Raw genomic sequence first — 17,312 nt, forward strand, 5'->3', positions numbered from 1 at the left:
TCGTCCGTCGACGGCTTGACCTGCCCAGGGCGTGGCATCCAGGCACCTCCTGGACAGGCAGCCTACCAGCAAGGATCCTTAAGTCAGTGGTATTGTGTCTAGGGGTGGACATTCCAAGTAGGGCATCGCCAGTCTGGCTGTCTAGGGGTATATGCAACGATCTTGACGAGTCGTCAGGCATGGCGGACGATGATCATCGAATGTGTCATCGAGAGGGCTGATCATGGCAGGTACGGACCCGATGACCGACCGCGAGTTCTTGGCGCTCGTGCGCCGCCGCCCAGGGATGTATACGAGCGGAGGGCCGACCTTCTACACGATGGCAGCCTTCGTCGCCGGCTACGACGCTCATGCCTGGCGCGAGGGCCGTCCGCTGCTGGACGGCCTGGGCGAATGGCTCGCCATGCGACATGGGAAGCCGAGCAACCTGGTGTGGTGGGCGCAGATTCGGCTCATGGCTCTTCCGGACGGATGTCAGAGTGCTGCGGGCCTTCCCGATGAGTCCGAATCGAAGGCCATCGACCTCATGTTCCAGCTGCTGGATGACTTCCTCGCCGAATACGAAGGCGCCGAGCAGGTCGAGTAGAGCCTGACCATCAGAGGCAGCTATGGGGCGGGTCGTTGCAGTGAGCCAGCCCCGGGTGGCACCTCGATCTCGTACGACAGGCGGAATCGGTCGGCGGGCAGCACTACGTCGGCGGTCTCCACCGGCACGTCATCTGCCCAGTGCGTGCGTTCGATGGCTAGCACGGTCGTCCCCAGTGGCACCCCGAGTGAAGTGGCCTCGGCTTCCAGGATCTGACGCGCCGCGACATCCTCGGTGACCCGAGTCGGGGCGAGGCCGACCGACGAGAAGCGCACGACGACGCCCTCGCCAGCGAACGGCCCGAACTCGGGCAGCGCGATCGCGGTGCCGCCGCTCAGACTCAGCGGCTCCCAGCTCGTCGCCAGCTGGGTCGGCGCCCCGTCCGCCCGGAACACGTACTGGGTCTGCATCAGCGGATCGCCCTCGGCCACGCCGAGACGGCCAGCGAGGGTCTTGGTGGCGCGCGTCTTCAGCGAGGTGTGCGTCCAGCTCGGTTCGGCGCCGCGGGCGCGGGTCTCCGCTTCGTACGGACTGCCGGGCGTGCGGTAGCGACCGCGCGCCACCCGGACGAGTGTGGGGCGCTCCCGGACGTATGTCCCGGACCCGGGGCGACCCTCGATCAGCCCCTCGGCGGTCAGTACGCGCAGGGCCTGGCGCACCGGCTGCTCGGAGATGCCGTACTCGCGGTGCAGCTCAGCGATGCTCGGCACGCGCGAGCCAGGCGGCCGCTGACCCGAAAGGATCTCGGCGCGCAGGGCATCCGCCAGCCGCAGATACGCCGGTCGAGTCAACTCCGCCACCCTTCCGTCGATCTCACGATTCCTCAGATCAGCTTGACAACCTCGAACCCTAGCTTTCAAGCTCGTATTCGAGCTTTACTCAAAGTAGTTGATCTGAGCGTCTACTGCGACGAAGGGTGTCAGCCATGCCTTGGATTGCCCAGTTCCCCGGTCGGCCGGAAACGGTAGGGGCGGCCCGCGCGATGGTGCGCGAGGCCCTGGGGGACAACCCGAAGACCGACGACGCGGAGATGATCACCTCCGAACTCGTTACCAACGCCATCCTGCACACCCGTTCGGGGCGTGGTGGCCATGTCTGGGTCGAGATCCTGCGGCGCCGCGACTGGATCCGCATCGCCGTCACGGACGACGGGGCGCAGGAGAGCTCGTTCAACCTCCGCACCGCGGACGAGATGGAGGACTTCGGCCGCGGCCTGTCCATCGTGAACGCTCTCGCGGACTTCTGGGGCGCGCGCAGCGAGGTCGACAACTGCCACACCGTGTGGGCCGAACTAACATGCAGCCAGAACGAAGATCCGAAGCAGTGCGCAGAAAAGCCTGCTTCACGGGGTGTATAGCCCCCTAGACAACAGTCCGCCACGAGCGCCCCAGGAGAACCCGGATGAACGCCCCCGCTCAGCAAACAGCCCGCCACTGCCGTTTGCTGATCCTGTCTATCCCCCTAGACTCAGCCCTGACGGGCCACATCCCAGGAGGAGAGCAGGACATGGCGGGAGAGACAAAGCGGATCGCCGCCATCAAGGACCCCTTCGCGCTGCTGCGAGCCGCGACCCTGCGACTGGCCGAAGCGCAGCAGGAAGTCACCGAACTCTCCAGACTGCGCCAGCGGGTGATCACCGAACTCCACGACCAGGGCATGTCCTACGCCCAGATCGCCGCCGAAGCCGGGCTCACCCGAGGGCGCATCCACCAGCTCAAGCAGTCCGCGCCGTCCGCGGAGGGCGCCTTCCTGGGCAACGCCCGCCTCATCATCGCCACCCCGCTCAAGAAGGAGGCCGGCAACTCCCGGCCGGTGCTGGCGGCGGAGGACTTCGCCGCCGCCCAGCGCCTGGGCGACCTCGCCCGCTCCTACAAGCTGGACCCCAGCTTCGAACACGTCCCCATCGGCGGCGAGATCGACCTCAACCGCGACGACATGATCGTCATCTGCGGCCCCCGCCTCTCCAGCCACGTCGCCGGGGTCCTCGCCCAGGACCCGTCCATCTGCTTCGAGCGCGCCAGCGACGGCCCGTGGACCCTGCGAGACCGCGAGACCGACACCGCCTACCGCTCCGGCATGGACTCCACCCCAGTGGCCAACTCCGACGTCGCTTACCTCGGCCGGCTGCCCCGCCCCGACGGCCAGGGCCTGATCATGGTCCTCACCGGCATCCACCCACAAGGCACCCTCGGCGTCATCCACCTGATCGTCAACGACCTCCCCGACCTCTACGCCCAGGTCGGCACCGGACGCTTCTCCGTCCTGGTGAACGTGGAGTACGACCCGGCGAACAACGAGCCCGTCAACGTGCGCCTGCTGTCCCCGTTCTACCGTCACGGGGCACACTGACCGCGTGCGCATAGAGATTGCTACCGAGCCCGCCCGCCCCGACCGCCCCAACGAGGACTTCGTAGCCGCCAGTCCGAACGCCGTCGTCCTCCTGGACGGCTCCGGCACCCCCGCCGGTTCGGACAGCGGCTGCGTCCACGGCGTGGCCTGGTACGCCTCCCGACTCGGCGTCAACCTGCTGGCCACCATCACCAACCAGCCCGGCCAGCCCCTCGTGGACTGCCTCGCCGACGCGATCACGCAGACTGCCGAACTCCACGCCGACACCTGCGACCTTGCGCATCCCGGAACCCCGTCGGCAACCGTCGTCGCGGTCCGGCTCACCGAGACCGACGTCGAGTACCTCGTCCTCGCCGACTCCACACTCGTCCTCGAACCAGCCGACGGCCAGGGCCCGGTGCCCGTCACCGACGACCGCGAAGCCCAGGTCGGCGCCGCCCTCCGCCAGCTGATGGACGCCCAGCCCACCGGCAGCACCGCGCATACCGACGCCCACCGCGCCTACGTCGAGGCCATGCGCGCCCACCGCAACCAGCCCGGAGGGTTCTGGGTCGCCGCCGCCGACCCGGCAGCCGCACGCGAAGCCCTCACCGGCAGCATCCCCCGCGCCGACCTCACCGGCTTCACACTCCTCAGCGACGGCGCCACCCGCCTGGTCGACCGCTTCGCCCTCGCCGACTGGTCCCAGGCCCTCACGCTCATCCGCGACCACGGCCCAGCCGAACTCATCCGCCAAGTCCGCGCCGCTGAGCACGACGACCCCGACGGCAAGCGCTGGCCCCGCGGCAAGGCCCACGACGACACCGCCGTCGCCACCATCACCCTGTAGAACTCGCAGCCCGGACACCATCACGGATCACTGCCGAATTCAGCTGTACTAGGTCAAGAGCGCGCGCCATGCGCGCGCCATGGCCACCTACCAACGTTGGTAGGTGGGTTGTCCAGAGTGACGGACAAGCACGCGCCATGCGCGTGCTGCTGCCCTGCCCTGGCGGCCGACGCCGGGCGTGCGGGCTGGCGCCCGGTCCCGGCGCGACCGCCAGAACGGGGCAGCGCGTGGCTGGGGCCGGCGGCTCCACGGTTTTACCCACCTGCCAGGACCGGGCCCCGCGCCGAGCAAGACCGGGGGGCCACTCGGCCAAGTTGCAGTCAGGCCCAAAAGCCCTGACCGAGTCGCAACAGCTTACGGCCCCCCGATCATGCTCGGCCCCAGACCAGACAGGACACCGGCCAAAACCGCTCCACCGCCTCGCTGACCAATAAGCCGAGAGCGATTACTGACCTTCAGACCTGCTGACCTGCTGAGCAAGAAGTTCAAGATCAACAACAGGCGCCCGGCGGAGCTCATCGCGAAATAGCGTTCCTGTCAATTTCTTGGCAGTTCCCGCCTCCCCGCTTCGCCTGAATACCCAGCTTCCATCCTCTAGGTCTAGGATGCTCAGTCCACGCTTCAAGCGAATATCCGAATACTCGCTCAAATCAAGGATGTATACCTCGTACTTGACGCCCGGCTTGTGCTGATCGGACAGTGCGGCTTGGATTAGGTGTGCAAAGCGCAAATCGACAAGCCTTGCCAGGAATTCATAGAATGAGTGAGATTTCTGCGACACGTCTACCCGAAAATACGTGTATCCGTCGGCACGAACCTGAGAGGAGAGGGCCTCCTGGGTTGCCAACAGCGTGTCGGCGTCGCCCGATGAGACATCTTGTTCGAGATCTCGCTTCTTGCCCCTCGCGGCCCTGCCAGCCGCTCCCGCAACGTCCTCTTTTCCAATCTCGCGCGCATTCGAACGCGATCTGGCAACGACGATTGATGAAGCAAACAGGTTCAAGTAGTCCCGGGGAACGCCACCAGATGCAAGAACTAGCCTGCCGAGGGCAGCGCTTCGAGCGATACTTGACGGCTTGGCGATACCAACAGTGGTCATGTAGTTGGCCAGCACCGATTCGAGGAATTCCTGCGTAGCAAAAGGATCCTCAAGAGTTACGTCCAAATCAATCTTCGACGCGTCATGCGGGACTTCCAGTCCAACCCTTGAAGATGGCTCAAAAGGCCTGGTTAGACGCTCAATACTTGCGATCTTGATCCATCCATCACAGTCGCGCAGCATTCCCGCAATGCAGTCGAGGAAGTGAGGCTGAAGCTCGACGGGATAGAGGTAGAAGTCATCTACATACAAGTAGAGTCGGATAATTCCGGACCGGAGAATGGAGCGCAAGCATCGATTTAGCTCAGCAATCATCTCGCCAAGCTCGAAATCAGATAGGGATTCCTGCTTCCGCAGGGTTGAGACGCGAACCTCGGCCTCCCTGATCTTGGTGAATGCCTCGCCCTGTGAAGATCCAGCATGGTGAACCAGCGAGCCAAGAACAATCTCCGCTGCGATTAGGAATGCAGCAGCTGTATTCAGGCGCCGCAGAGTGTGGGCGTTGACCCATGCAGTGGCATGCCCTTCCCTCTCTGCAATCCTCTTCGCCTCCAGGAGGAGGGCTGTTTTCCCAACGCCTCGTCGACCGAAAACAAGGTGATGTCGGGATGCGCCAATGGCTGCCAGGCTGGCCCGGGGGTCCTCCATGTATTTCAGGCTCGGTAGTGCGTCAGAGGTGCGCGACCGCGCTTCCAGTAGTTGAATCAGCTGGTCGAGACGGGATTCGGAGAGTGCGTTCTTCGGCGCCATGCGACTTGTTGGCGCTTCTTCGGCTCGATGCGGCCGAAAAGTAACCACCAAGGACTGGCCGTCGGAATTGGAGACGCCATTGAGTTGCTGCTCAATGCTCCCGGCAAGGCTTTGGGCGACTGCGAGTGATCCCTCGTCGACAAGCACCACAAACCACGTCTCGCCGGGAAATGAACGCTCGTCGATGCCGACGAGGGGGATGTTAACTTCCTGAAGCGCCCGGGCGATTAGCCCCTTGTGATCTGATGCCGACATTAGATGTGACCATTCATTGAGGCGAAATCATCGCAGGCCTGGAGGAAGTCGGCGGCTATCACGGCGAGCCCACGAGCATCGTCTTCCCAGTCGGAATCACTGACTGGATAGACATCGTAGTCTGCTTGATTTCTGAGCAGGCGGGCGTCTGTTAGCTCGGACTCACGTGCTGCCGCATTCACGAGGTTTGATGGAAGATTTCTGGGGAGGATGTTATGTCGCTCGTGATCATCGCCGCGGACTTCTGCGAAGACTATCGCACGTGCCGCTTGGTACATCGCATAATAGTAGCGACTAATCGCTGAGCGATATTGGTTCGCAAAAAGGAGCTGATCTCCAGTTCGCAAGTGTCCGCCTGCAAGCAGCAAGCGATCTGCGATGACCTGGCGCATTAGCTGCGGTAATGGAAATGGGTGCCTCCCTCCGCCGCCGGCAGGCAATGCGGAGATGCCAGCACTTTTTGATGTTGAGATGTGGAGCAGGAGCTGGTCAGTGGGTGTTACAGCTGGCATCGTATCTGTGTTGCTCCCTACCTGACGGTGAGACAGCTGAGACTAGCTGACGCAACAAGGCTCGGCCATAGGTCTGTCAGATGATGCAGCACGCCTGCAGTGTGTTGAAGCGCCAGCGGTAACGTCTGCCCTTCGAAGTTGAACTGACCTTGCGTCAGATGATCGCAAGGTGGCAGCCTGCCGCCCTCTGGTGGCGAGTGTCTAACCACGGCGCGCCTCGCAGGCGCCCCAGGTTTCCTCCCGTGGGCGCCTGGCCGCGACTCCAACCGCGCCGGTTGCGATCACAGTCCCCGAGTTTCGCCGGCCTCCCTCCGAGGCGCTGCAGAGAGATTAATCATGGACGCGTCAGGATGCGGGCTGGCCCTCCAGGGTTTGGTGGTCGGGATGCGAGGCGTATGAGCGAGGCTGGTGGCGTCGCAGTGCTGGGTCACTTGTTACGCCCTTGGAGTTCTGTCGGACCTTGATCGGGACCAGTGGCGGACCGGGACAGTTGAGGTAGTCAGGGTAGAGGGGGTCCACGCAGGTCAGGAGCAGTTGGACGCGGTACCGCTAGCGGCCTGTAAATCTGCCGCCTGTTGAGCTGAGCGCGGGATTCTGTCGCTCTTGCCCTGTATCTAAACCGAGGGGCGCCTGGCGGTGGCTGGGGCTCTGCCCCATACCTTGGCCCCCTCGGGGGGACCACCCCGCTTGCGGGAGGGGGCTGCCGGCGGCGCGCGAAATGGGGGCGGATCCGATGGGGGAGCGCTACCGTCCTGCGCAAGGCGGTGCTTCATGCCTGAGCCTGACCTCGGCACGTTCGAAGCCATGTGGACGACCGAGCGGGACCAGTACGTCCTCTGGCGCCTCAGCAGTGGTGGCTTCATGCCGATGCAGAAGGGTGATCCGCCGATGGCTGTGCTGATATGTGATGACGAGCTGTCCAGTCTGGTCCGCGCCAAGATGCTGGAAGCCGGGGTCGAGGTGGTGGACCCATCAGGCGGGACGGCCGCCGAGAGCCGCTGATTGGGCGTCGGAACGGGCAGCTGTTGTACAGCAGTGGAGTGCAGCAACCCTGGTAGCCGTGGCTGACCGCCGGCGGACGCCGTTGCCTGGGTGACCAGGGCGGGAGACCCCAGCGACCGTCCCGCCGGTAGTTCGCATCGAGGGGGTCAGGGGTTCGAATCCCCTCAGCTGTCCCAACGACTGTTCGCGAGTCTGACTCGTGAATGGTCACGAGATCCCGTCCGATCCCTGTGATCGGGCGGGATCTTTGCGTTGCGGGGGTTTGCTCGAGGTGCGGTGGGCATGCCGGGGGCGCCGCTGGGGTGGGTGACCTCGAGGACAGCGCTGGGTGCGTCCGGTGCGTGTGCGACTCGCTAGACTCCGCCTGCTTGGCAACTCCTGTGATTGACGTAGGAGTCGGGCCTGTTTGCATCTGGGGGGAAGTTCATGAAACTGCTGCCGTTCGGCAGAAGAGTGCGACACAGACAGGGCAGAGGTGGCGCGATCGCCTCCGGTGCCCTGCTGCTCACCGTCCTGGCCTCGCTGGTCGGCCAGACCAGCCCTGCCTACGCGGCGGCGCTGCCGCCGGCGGCCACCAGCACGCCGCAGCCAGGCAGCGCGGCGGCGGCCCCGTCGACCGGAGCGGCGAGCGCCGCCCCCGCGGACTCGTCGCCGCAGACCGCGCCGAAGACGAAAGCCGTGCCGAAGCTCGACCCCAAGGCCGAGCACGAGGCCGTGGCACGGGCGCTCCAGCAGGCCGATCCAACCGGCCCATGCCCGGCGGCCCTTGACCCGCAGACCGTGGTCAGCTGCTCGATCGACCCGAACCAGACCGTCTCCTTCGCAGTGACGCTCAAGCAGAAGGACCTGGTGCTCGTCCAGGTCAGCTCGACGGCCTACTGGATCCAACCCTCACTGGTGGCTCCGGACGGAACCGCCGTGACCTGCGACAGGCCCGGCAACAGCTCGAACGGCTGGCTGCGCTGCCCCACCAGCCAGGCCGGCATCTACACCCTGAAGGTGAAGAGCAACGAGAGCCTGCAGACTGCCATCGCGGTCTCGTACGTTCCGCTGCTCTCCACGACCGGCTGCAAGAGTGTCAACGCCGCCGACCGTACCCTCGCGGCCCCGACCGTCTTCCACGGCTCGCTGCCGCTCGGCATGGCGGCCGACTGCTACGACCTGAACATGGCGGCCGGCGAGGTGCTGCGCAGCCACAGCTCCTCGTTCCGGGTCGTCCAGACCGTCTACGACGCGACCGGTGCGAACCTCTGCAACACGCAGTACGACCAGCGCACCAGCTTCGACTGCACGCTCACCGGCACGGCGCCGTTCCGGCTGACCGTTCAGTCGGTCTTCGGCGGGGCCGAGACCTATGACTACACCGCGGCACGGCTCTCCACGCCGGAGGGATGTGTGACGGTGGAGCCGCAGGCGTACGGCGACTCGCCGGACCTCACGGCCACCGCGCGCTGCCGCACCCTGCGGGTGCCGGCGGCCTCCCACTACTCCTTCAACTCGGCGTCGGCCGCCACGGCCCCCTCCGGCGGGCTGTTCAAGACCGACGGCACGCCGCTGACCGCCGGGGGGTGCGCGATCGGATCCTGCGACCTCGCCGCCGGTGACTACATCTGGGCGGTCGATCCGGAGGTTGCCGACGCCGGTGCGTTCGGCATGGCCCTCCACTCGGCCACGGAGACCCGCGGCTGCACCGCGACCGGTGACAACGGTCTGGTGTCCGGCGCGGCCAAGGGCACGTTCGGCGGGCCCGGGCAGCAGCTCTGCCTGACCCTGCCGACCACCGCCGGGAAGGCCCTGTACCTGCTCAACCGGCCGCCGGCCGACGGCACCAGCGCCGCCGTCGAGGTCGACGACGCGAACGGCGCCAAGCAGTGCGACAACGGGGGCTCCTCGTATGCCGTCTGCAAGCTGACCGGTACCGCTCCGTTCCGCGCGGTGCTGAGCGGGACGCCGGCCAAGGCCTATCAGCTGGTGATCAGCCGGACCGGCGAGGCGGCCGGGTGCACCACGTGGCCGCAGTCGACGTTCGGTGGCTCGTGGGGCGCGGAGATCGCGCTGACGGCGGACGTCCAGCAGGCCTGCCTGAGCCTGCCGGCCGACCAGCACTCCACCGCCGAGATGTACGACTACACCAACACCAAGAACCAGGCGTACGCCTCGATCCAGTTCGCCGACGCGGCGGGCGATGGGCCGACCTGCACGAGCATCGGCGGTAGCTCCACCGGCAGCTGTGCGTTCACCGCCGGTGTCCCGTACACCGCGATGCTGGTGGGATCCGGCTGGCAGGCCACGGACACCTACAAGCTGGTGCACCGCGACCTCTCGCCGACGGCGACCTGCCCGACCCCGGCCTCGATGACGGTCGGCGGACCGTCCGTGCCGTTCGACCTGACCTCGGCGCTGGACTCCCGCTGCATCCGGGTCACGGGCGCTGCCACGGACAGGTTCTGGTTCAGTACGCGGACCCTCGGCTCGCGCTACGACCCCTCCACGCTCCTCATGGTCGTCGACGCCAACGGCACGTTCGTCTGTACCCAGTGGGGCATCGCCTGTCGGGTCACCGGATCGACCTCCTACGTGGTGATCGTGCTGGCCTCCGGGTACAACGGCAGCACCATCCACACCAATGTGGACACCTGGAAGGTCGGCACGGCGCAAGGCTGGGCGCCGGAGTGCACGGGGAACAAGATCTCGGTCGACGGCTTCCCGCTGCGCAGCGGGGTGCTGACCGAGTCCTCGACCGCCTACTGCGCCGTGGTCGACATGAAGCCCAACCAGGCCTTCGACGTCGTCGGCACTGCGAGCGTCACCGGCGTCGAGAATCCGTCCCTGACCGTGATCGGAAACTCGGCCTGGGTGGACGACCTCACGTACCAGTGCGGCGGTTCGTCCGGCACGTTCGGCGCCCTGTGCCAGACCACCGGCAATGCCGTGGCAGGCCAGGCAGTCCTGATCCTGAGCGCCGCCAAGGTGGCGACGCCGGTCGAGTACAGCATGCAGGGTGTCTGCGACTCCGGCTGCACTCGTCAGGCGGGCCCGCAGCTGGGCGGTGTCACCCCCGCGACCGGCGCCGCCGGCACGCTGACCCAGGCTGTCGTCCACGGCACCGGCCTCACCCTGGGGACCAAGGTGAAGCTGGCCCGCAGCGACAGCTTGGACAGCAGCAACCAGCCGGTCATGAAGCCGGTCTCGGTCAGCGCCGACGGCACCGCGCTCAACGTGCTGGTCGACACCAACGGTCTGACGGCGGGCATGTACGACGTGGTGCTGGACGGCGTCGGCTACACCCAGGGGACGCCCTCGCCGGGCTACTTCCCGAAGGCGTACACCGTGACGGCTGCGGCTGCCCCGGCCAAGAGTCGGCTCGTCCCGATCACGCCGTCGCGGTTCCTGGACACCCGTGAGGGCCTTGGTGCCCCGAAGGCGCCGGTCGGCCAGGGCGGTGTGGTGTCGTTGCAGGTGGCGGGTGTGAAGGGTATCCCGGCGACCGGGGTGACCGCGGTGGTGATGAACGTGACCGCGGTGAACCCGACGAGCGCCGGTTTCGTCACCGTCTACCCGGACGGTCAGGCGGTGCCGGGGGTCTCGAACCTCAACTTCACGGCCGGCGAGATCGTCCCCAACCTGGTGACCGTGCCGGTCGTGAACGGGAAGGTCGACCTGCGCAACTTTCAGGGTTCGGTCGACCTGGTCGCCGACGTCACCGGCTACTACACCGACGGCAGCACCGGGTCCGCGCTGACCCCGATCACGCCGTCGCGGTTCCTGGACACCCGTGAGGGCCTTGGTGCCCCGAAGGCGCCGGTCGGCCAGGGCGGTGTGGTGTCGTTGCAGGTGGCGGGTGTGAAGGGTATCCCGGCGACCGGGGTGACCGCGGTGGTGATGAACGTGACCGCGGTGAACCCGACGAGCGCCGGTTTCGTCACCGTCTACCCGGACGGCCAGGCGGTGCCGGGGGTCTCGAACCTCAACTTCACGGCCGGCGAGATCGTCCCCAACCTGGTGACCGTGCCGGTCGTGAACGGGAAGGTCGACCTGCGCAACTTTCAGGGTTCGGTCGACCTGGTCGCCGACGTCACCGGGTACTACTCGGCCACCGGGTCGACGTACTCCGCCGCCGGCCCGGTCCGGCTGCTGGACACCCGTGAGGGCATCGGTGCCCGGGCCGGCACGGTCGGCCAGGGCGGCCTGGTCAGCATCCAGCTGTCCGGGGTGGCGGGCGTTCCGGCGACCGGCGTGACCGCCGTCGTGCTGAACGTCACGGTCACCGAGCCGACCGACAGCAGCTACCTGACCGTCTACCCGCACGGAATCGACCGGCCGGGGGTCTCCAACCTCAATTACACAGCCGGCCAGACCGTCGCCAACCTGGTGGTGGTCCCGGTCGTGGACGGCCGGGTGACCTTCGCCAACTTCTGGGGTGACGCCCACGTGGTCGCCGACCTGAACGGCTACTTCGCGTCCTGAGCCCGATCGGCACCGACTGCCGCGCCGCCCGACCCGGGCGGCGCGGCAGCGTGTTTTTCGGGCCTCGCCCGTGATCGGCTACACCAAACAGAGGGACGCCATCTCAGCCGGGGGGTGGGGGAAGTCCGTTGGCCCAGTTGTTCAGTGTTGCGAGGTCTGTCGGTTGGATGCCGAGCAGGGGGTCGATCTTGTGGAGCAGGGCTGGGCCGGGGTGGTGGTCGGTTGTCCAGGCGCGGTCGGCGTCGCCGATTTCGTCGTCCAGCCAGGCGAACGGGCGCCCTTGCGCCCAGGAGGTGATCTGCGTGGTCTTCCAGAACAGCCCGGGGTCCGGCCTGGTTCGGGGTGAGGTCCAGGTGATGAACGGGAGTTCCGGGAGTCCCAGGATCGGTGCGATGAAGGCGTTCGCCTCTGCCTCCCAGGTTGTCGCCCACACCAGGTCGAAGGGCAGGGCCGACAGGGCGGGGCCGTGATCGGGGTTCAGCCAGACCGGCAGCGGAACGGGCGACAGGTTCGGCCTGCCCCACCTGGACAGGCGTTCTCGCTCGGCGGCCACAGTCCCGAGAAGGGACCTGCCGGGGCACCCCGTCCTCGGGGTCGAGGACGGGGTGGGACCGCAGCGGGAGCAGGCCGATGGGGGTCAGTAGTTCTGGTAGAAGCCGAAGGCGTCGACCACGAGGTTGATGGTGCCGGAGCCGGTGTTCCAGAAGTCGATGATGCCGTCCGCGGTGGGGCCGGTGCTGGCCTGGACCAGGTTGGGGACGGTCTGGCCCGGTAGCCAGTTGAGGACGGAGGTGTTGGGGCGGGTGGGGCGTGCGGCGGGTGTTCCGTCGTACTGCGTCAGGGTGTTGGGGTCGGGGGAGACGGTGAGGAAGCCGCCGCCCTTGGTGTCCGTGACGGTGGTGTTGAGGACGACTGCTGTGCTGCTGCTCTGGTCGTCGTTGAACGGCATGTAGATGTAGTTGCCGGGGTCGAGCGGCCCGGGCGTCCACTTGGGGTCGCGGGTGTCGAGCAGGCGGGTGGGCTTGATCGGCAGGTAGGCGCTCTTGCTGTCGGGGCTGTAGTAGCCGACCACGTCGACGACGACGTCGGCGCCCAGGCCGCCGCCGTTGTGGATACGGATCTTGCCGTCGGCGCCGACCGGGACGACCACCGAGTTGGCGATGGTCTGGCCGGAGAGGTAGTTGACGTTGGAGGCGTTCGGCGTGTCCTGGCCGTCGGGGTAGACGGTGAGGAAGCCGTCAGAGCGAGGGTTGGTGACGGTGACGTTGAGGGCGACGGCCGTGACGCCGGAGGGCGGTACGGAGCCGTTGCCGGCGACCTGGGCGGCGATCGAGCCGAGGCCGGGGACTTGGGAGTCGTTGCGGGTGTCGACGATGCGGTTGGGTGGCAGCGAGGTGTAGCCGCTGGCGGCGTCCTGGGTGAAGTAGCCGGTGACGTCGGCGATCAGGTCCACCGAGGCCAGGCCGCTGTTGAACAGGTCGATGTAGCCGTCCGCGCCGACCGGCACGATCGCCATGTTCGGCACGGTCTGACCGGCCGTGAAGTTCACGTTCGACGTGGACGGACGGACCCCGCCGTCCGCGTACGCGGTGATGAAGCCGCTGTCGGTCGGGTTGGTCACCGTGAGGTTGACGACCACGGCACTCACCCGGGACGGGATCGAGCCGTTGCCGGCGATCTGCACCCGGGCCATCTTGTCCGACCCGACCTGCCCCGCGGGCGCGCCGATGCCGTAGCGGGTGTCCAGCAGACGCGTCGGCCCGTACGGGGTGTACTCCGAACCCGCCGTCGTCACCGAGACGTTGTTGGACATCCTGTTACCGGCGTTGTCGCTGACCGTGGCGGTGACGGTGTACGTGCCCGCCTTCGCGTACCGGTGCGGGAACGGGGGGTTGGCGCCACCGCTGAGGGCCGTCGAGGTCGTGGTGCCGTCGCCCCAGTCGAAGCTGCAGACGGCTCCTTGATAGGTGGTCGTCTGCTGCACGGCGAGCTCGATGCCGAACGCGCTGGTGTCCTGCGCGCTCAGGGCTACCGCCAGACCCGCGTCGGTGCTGAGGTACTGGGTCGCGCCTCGGCTGGTGTAGGGGCTGCTGCCGTAGAAGTCCGAGGCCGCCTCGCCGGGTGCGTCGGGGTTCGCCGAGTTGATCGCGGCGGAACCGGTCTGCAGCGCGACGTCGACCTCCAGGCCCCCTTGCGGGGCGAGCAGCACCGGTGCCGCCTCCTTGGAGTCGAGCGTGTCGTGTGCGCCCTGCGCGGTGCCGGTCTGGAACGCGGTGAGCGTCGGGTAGCTCGTGCCCGCCCAGCTGTAGGGCGCGGTGGCATCGCTGCCGTAGACGGCGAAGTCGTTGTAGTCGGCGGTCGTGGCCGTGCCGGACCCGGCCGCCACCACGATGTCCGGAGCCCAGGGCGCGGTGCCCGGGCCGCCGGCGCTGCACTGTGACTGGTAGCCCATCGCGAACGGGGTGCCCGTGTTGGCGTCCTCCAGCAGGTTGTTCTCCAGGTGGACGCCGGACGACGCGCCCTCGATGTCGATGGCCGAGGTGCAGCCGCGCTGGATGGTGTTGCCCGCGACGTCCAGGCCGTTCACGCCGGTGGCGGTGATGCCGGTGTCCGCCAGCACGTTGCTCGCCAGGGTGATGTGGCTCGCGCCGGGGGCGATCGAGATCCCCCGGGTGTCCAGGGACCAGGAGCCCGTGTCCGCGTAGGACCTGCTCACCGTGATGCTGCTGGACGTGCCGTCGATGGCGAGGGCGCTGCCACCCGTTCCGATGCCGGCGAACAGATGCATGTTGTCGGCGTCCAGCGTGATGCCGGACGACTGCGTGATCTGGACGGCGGGCGTCGTGTACCCGGTCGCCATCAGGTTGCTGACGGTGACGCCGGTGACGCCGTCGAGGAGCAGCGCCGGCTTGTCCCTGAGGCCGTCGATTCGGCTGCGCGTGCCGTGGACGCTGTCGCCGACGATCGAGATCCCTGAGGTCTTCACCGTCACCGACTCGGCGAAGAATCCGCCGAACGTCACGGTGTCGCCCGGGGAGGCGGCGTTCACCGCGTTCTGCAGGTCGCAGTACGGGCTGGCCTGGGTGCCCGTGCCGTGGTCGGTCGAGCAGAGCAGGGTCGACTGCGATTCTGCGTAGATCGTCCTGCCGGAGCCGGTGGCACGGCTGCTCGCGACCCCGCCCGCCGGGTTCGGCAGCCGGATCGCGTGGCTCGCTGGGCTGCTGAAGATCCTGAGCTCAGGGATCGCGGCGGTGGGAGCCGTGGCTCGGACCGGGTTGCCGTCGGTGGCGTGCGGCGGGTCGGCCGCCAGGGCCGGACCCGGGATGAAGGCGACACCGGCGGCGAGTACGGCCGCTGTCGCTATGAGACGGCGGTGAGACACCGGTCCCCCAGTCCTTTTGAATGATGGTCATGCCAGAGCCCGCTCAGGCTACAGAGCGGCGCTGACGCGAGTTCTCACAGGTGCAGGGAGAGGGCGCGGTTGGCGGCGCGGTCCAGGAGGAGGTGGATGTCCGCCTGACGGGTGGTCGGGCGGTCGTTGTACTCGTCGGGGGAGGGGGTGGGGCGGCCGGTGGCGTGCAGGACCTCCATCAGTTGGGTGCGGGCGGTCAGGACGGTGGCGGCGGTGCCGTAGCCGTGGGCGAGGACGGCGGCTTGGGCGCCGAGCAGGCAGACCCGGCCGGCGTCGTCCCACAGGGCGCCCTGCAGCCAGCCGGCGCTGAGGAGGTAGCGGGAGGCGAGGCGCAGGTGTTCGGCGGCGGTGACCGGGACCGGGCGGGCGGGGCGGCGGGCGAGCCGGTCCAGCAGGGTCGTCCGGGGGACGGCGTAGCCGGCGTTCCAGAGCTGCACCGTGCTGCCGAGCGGGCAGACGTACGGGACGGGGGTGCGGGCCGGTGCGGGGAGCGAGGCGAGGTAGGCCTCGATCTCCTCGATCAGGATCGACCCGTCCAGGGCGCGGGCGAGTCGCTGGGCGGTGGGGGTGAGCAGGGGCACGGGGAGGCTCCGTTTCCGCTTTGTCCTGATTTGGTGCTCTTCCGTTGATAACCGAAGAGCACCGCAGGACGCGTCATCGACGAGCGGAACGGAGTACGTGTCGGAGGGGGAGGGCAGAGGGCTCAGCCGCCGGCGAGCGCGGCGCGGATCTCGGCGGCGGGGTCACCGGCGTGGTAGCGCTGCTCGCTCGGCTCGATGCCGTCCAGGAACTCCTGGTAGCGGACGGCGTAGCCGAGGTGGACCAGGGGCGCCGCGAGGATCAGCGCCCGCGCCGGGTCACTGCCGGGGACCAGCTCGCGCCAGGTCGCCGTCCAGACGTCGGCCGCCTGGGCCCAGCGCTCGGCGCTGGTGAAGGGGCGCGGGCGCAGGCCGTCCACCGCGGGGTGGCCGAAGTAGCTGTCGGCGAAGTCGACCATCGCGGTGTGCTGCCCGTCCGACCGCCAGTTGCCGGGGTGGAAGTCGCCGTGCAGCACGGTGTTCGGCAGGCCGCAGGACTCCAGGTCGGCGACCAGGGCGGGCAGCCGCTCGGCCGCGCGGTGGGCGCGGGAGAGCTCGTCGGCGGTCAACTCGGCGGCCACCGGGCCGTTCAGCAGGTGCTGCACGCGCTCGATCAGCCGGCGCGGCGAGTGGTCGGGCAGTCCGTCCGGTGCGCCGGGGTGGCGCCGGGCGAGCGCGGCCTGGGCGCGGGCGAGCCGGGGCACCGCGGTGGCGACGACGGCGGCCGACGGTCCCCAGCAGTCCTCGCCGGGGACGTGGTCGAGCAGGACGCGGCGCCGTGCCGGGTCCGCCGCCAGGACGGTGGGCACGAACGGGCGGTCCACCGAGGCGAAGAGGGCGATGGCGGTGGACTCGCAGAGCGCGAAGCGCGGGCCGGTCTTCAGCCAGGCCGGGCCCGCCGCGGTGGGTATCCGGAACAGGCCGGCGAGGTTCCAGGTCTTCACCTGCCGGACCGGCCCGACGGGCGGGCGGCCGGCGGCGCGCAGCTCGCCGTCGGCCCAGTCGAGGGCCTCGCGGACGCCGGTGGGCGTGGCCCAGTCGGCGCGCTTGGCGTGCGGGGACAGCGCCGCCCACGGTGCGTCAGGGTCGGTGCGCAGCGCGTCGGTCCGGCGCGGGCGGACCAGCGCCTCCGCGTGGTACGTGGTGTGGCCGTGCATGCCGTCGGCCCCGCCGTCGACGTCGAGCAGGCGCAGCACCACGGTGGAGGTGCCCAGCACGCTCTCCAGGTGGGCGACGACCGGTGCGGCGTCGTGCCAGCGGGGCGTCTCGACGGCGAACGGGCCGACGGTGCCGAGCGGTTCGCCCTCGCAGGTGAGCAGCACGGTCACTGTGCGGCCGGAGTTCTCGATCATCAGGGCAGTGTGCTGGCCGACCCCTCCCGGCGCGAGTGGTTTTCGCCCACCGACCCCCCTCTTGACAGCCCGAAAGCTGATCACTAGCGTTCTAGATAATCGAGAATTCGACGATTGAACA

At 68.0% G+C, this 17,312-nt stretch carries 13 protein-coding genes; 6 read left to right on the plus strand and 7 right to left on the minus strand.

Features of this window, described 5'->3' with window-relative positions:
- Positions 1–241: 241 nt before the first annotated feature.
- Complete coding sequence (locus tag P3T37_RS28505; RefSeq protein ID WP_280726786.1) at positions 242–586, plus strand: hypothetical protein; 345 nt, start codon at positions 242–244, stop codon at positions 584–586.
- Positions 587–606: 20 nt separating this feature from the next.
- Here the strand turns inward: P3T37_RS28505 and P3T37_RS28510 are convergent, their stop codons facing one another.
- Complete coding sequence (locus tag P3T37_RS28510) at positions 607–1,386, minus strand: GntR family transcriptional regulator (protein ID WP_280726787.1); 780 nt, start codon at positions 1,384–1,386, stop codon at positions 607–609.
- Positions 1,387–1,511: 125 nt separating this feature from the next.
- Here P3T37_RS28510 and P3T37_RS28515 point away from each other — a divergent pair, with 125 nt between their 5' ends.
- The 3 genes from P3T37_RS28515 to P3T37_RS28525 all read left to right on the plus strand — a co-directional run bounded on the left by P3T37_RS28515 (position 1,512) and on the right by P3T37_RS28525 (position 3,764).
- Positions 1,512–1,943 carry an ATP-binding protein gene (locus P3T37_RS28515; RefSeq protein ID WP_280726788.1) on the plus strand — a complete coding sequence of 144 codons (432 nt, stop codon included), beginning with the start codon at positions 1,512–1,514 and terminating at the stop codon, positions 1,941–1,943.
- A gap of 149 nt (positions 1,944–2,092) precedes the next feature.
- A complete protein-coding gene (locus P3T37_RS28520; protein ID WP_280726789.1) occupies positions 2,093–2,935 on the plus strand; it encodes a sigma factor-like helix-turn-helix DNA-binding protein in 843 nt (280 codons plus the stop codon).
- A gap of 4 nt (positions 2,936–2,939) precedes the next feature.
- Positions 2,940–3,764, plus strand: a complete 825-nt coding sequence (locus P3T37_RS28525; protein ID WP_280726790.1) for a protein phosphatase 2C domain-containing protein — start codon at positions 2,940–2,942, stop codon at positions 3,762–3,764.
- 445 nt (positions 3,765–4,209) lie between these two features.
- Here P3T37_RS28525 and P3T37_RS28530 read toward each other — a convergent pair whose 3' ends face one another.
- Positions 4,210–5,868 carry a hypothetical protein gene (locus P3T37_RS28530; RefSeq protein WP_280726791.1) on the minus strand — a complete coding sequence of 553 codons (1,659 nt, stop codon included), beginning with the start codon at positions 5,866–5,868 and terminating at the stop codon, positions 4,210–4,212.
- Complete coding sequence (locus P3T37_RS28535; protein ID WP_280726792.1) at positions 5,868–6,380, minus strand: hypothetical protein; 513 nt, start codon at positions 6,378–6,380, stop codon at positions 5,868–5,870. Before P3T37_RS28535 ends, P3T37_RS28530 begins: the two co-directional genes overlap by 1 nt.
- A 771-nt stretch (positions 6,381–7,151) precedes the next feature.
- On the opposite strand from P3T37_RS28535, the gene P3T37_RS28540 reads away from it, so the two are divergent.
- Together P3T37_RS28540 and P3T37_RS28545 are read left to right on the plus strand one after the other, a co-directional pair.
- A complete protein-coding gene (locus P3T37_RS28540; RefSeq protein ID WP_280726793.1) occupies positions 7,152–7,382 on the plus strand; it encodes a hypothetical protein in 231 nt (76 codons plus the stop codon).
- A gap of 453 nt (positions 7,383–7,835) precedes the next feature.
- The gene (locus P3T37_RS28545) at positions 7,836–11,849 is read left to right on the plus strand and encodes a hypothetical protein (RefSeq protein WP_280726794.1); all 4,014 of its coding nucleotides are present in this window, start codon (positions 7,836–7,838) and stop codon (positions 11,847–11,849) included.
- 103 nt (positions 11,850–11,952) lie between these two features.
- On the opposite strand, the gene P3T37_RS28550 is transcribed toward P3T37_RS28545, so the two are convergent.
- From P3T37_RS28550 to P3T37_RS28565, 4 genes are all read right to left on the minus strand, one after another.
- Entirely contained in the window at positions 11,953–12,402 is a 450-nt protein-coding gene (locus tag P3T37_RS28550) for a hypothetical protein (protein WP_280726795.1), read from the minus strand.
- Positions 12,403–12,486: 84 nt separating this feature from the next.
- Complete coding sequence (locus P3T37_RS28555; RefSeq protein ID WP_280726796.1) at positions 12,487–15,231, minus strand: PKD domain-containing protein; 2,745 nt, start codon at positions 15,229–15,231, stop codon at positions 12,487–12,489.
- Between the two features lie 74 nt (positions 15,232–15,305).
- Positions 15,306–15,842 (minus strand): hypothetical protein, encoded by a 537-nt coding sequence (locus tag P3T37_RS28560; RefSeq protein WP_280726797.1) that lies wholly within the window; start codon positions 15,840–15,842, stop codon positions 15,306–15,308.
- A gap of 122 nt (positions 15,843–15,964) precedes the next feature.
- Positions 15,965–17,191, minus strand: a complete 1,227-nt coding sequence (locus P3T37_RS28565) for a phosphotransferase (protein ID WP_280726798.1) — start codon at positions 17,189–17,191, stop codon at positions 15,965–15,967.
- Between the last annotated feature and the right edge of the window lie 121 nt (positions 17,192–17,312).

This window comes from Kitasatospora sp. MAA4 (assembly GCF_029893355.1).
Taxonomy (GTDB): Bacteria; Actinomycetota; Actinomycetes; order Streptomycetales; family Streptomycetaceae; genus Kitasatospora.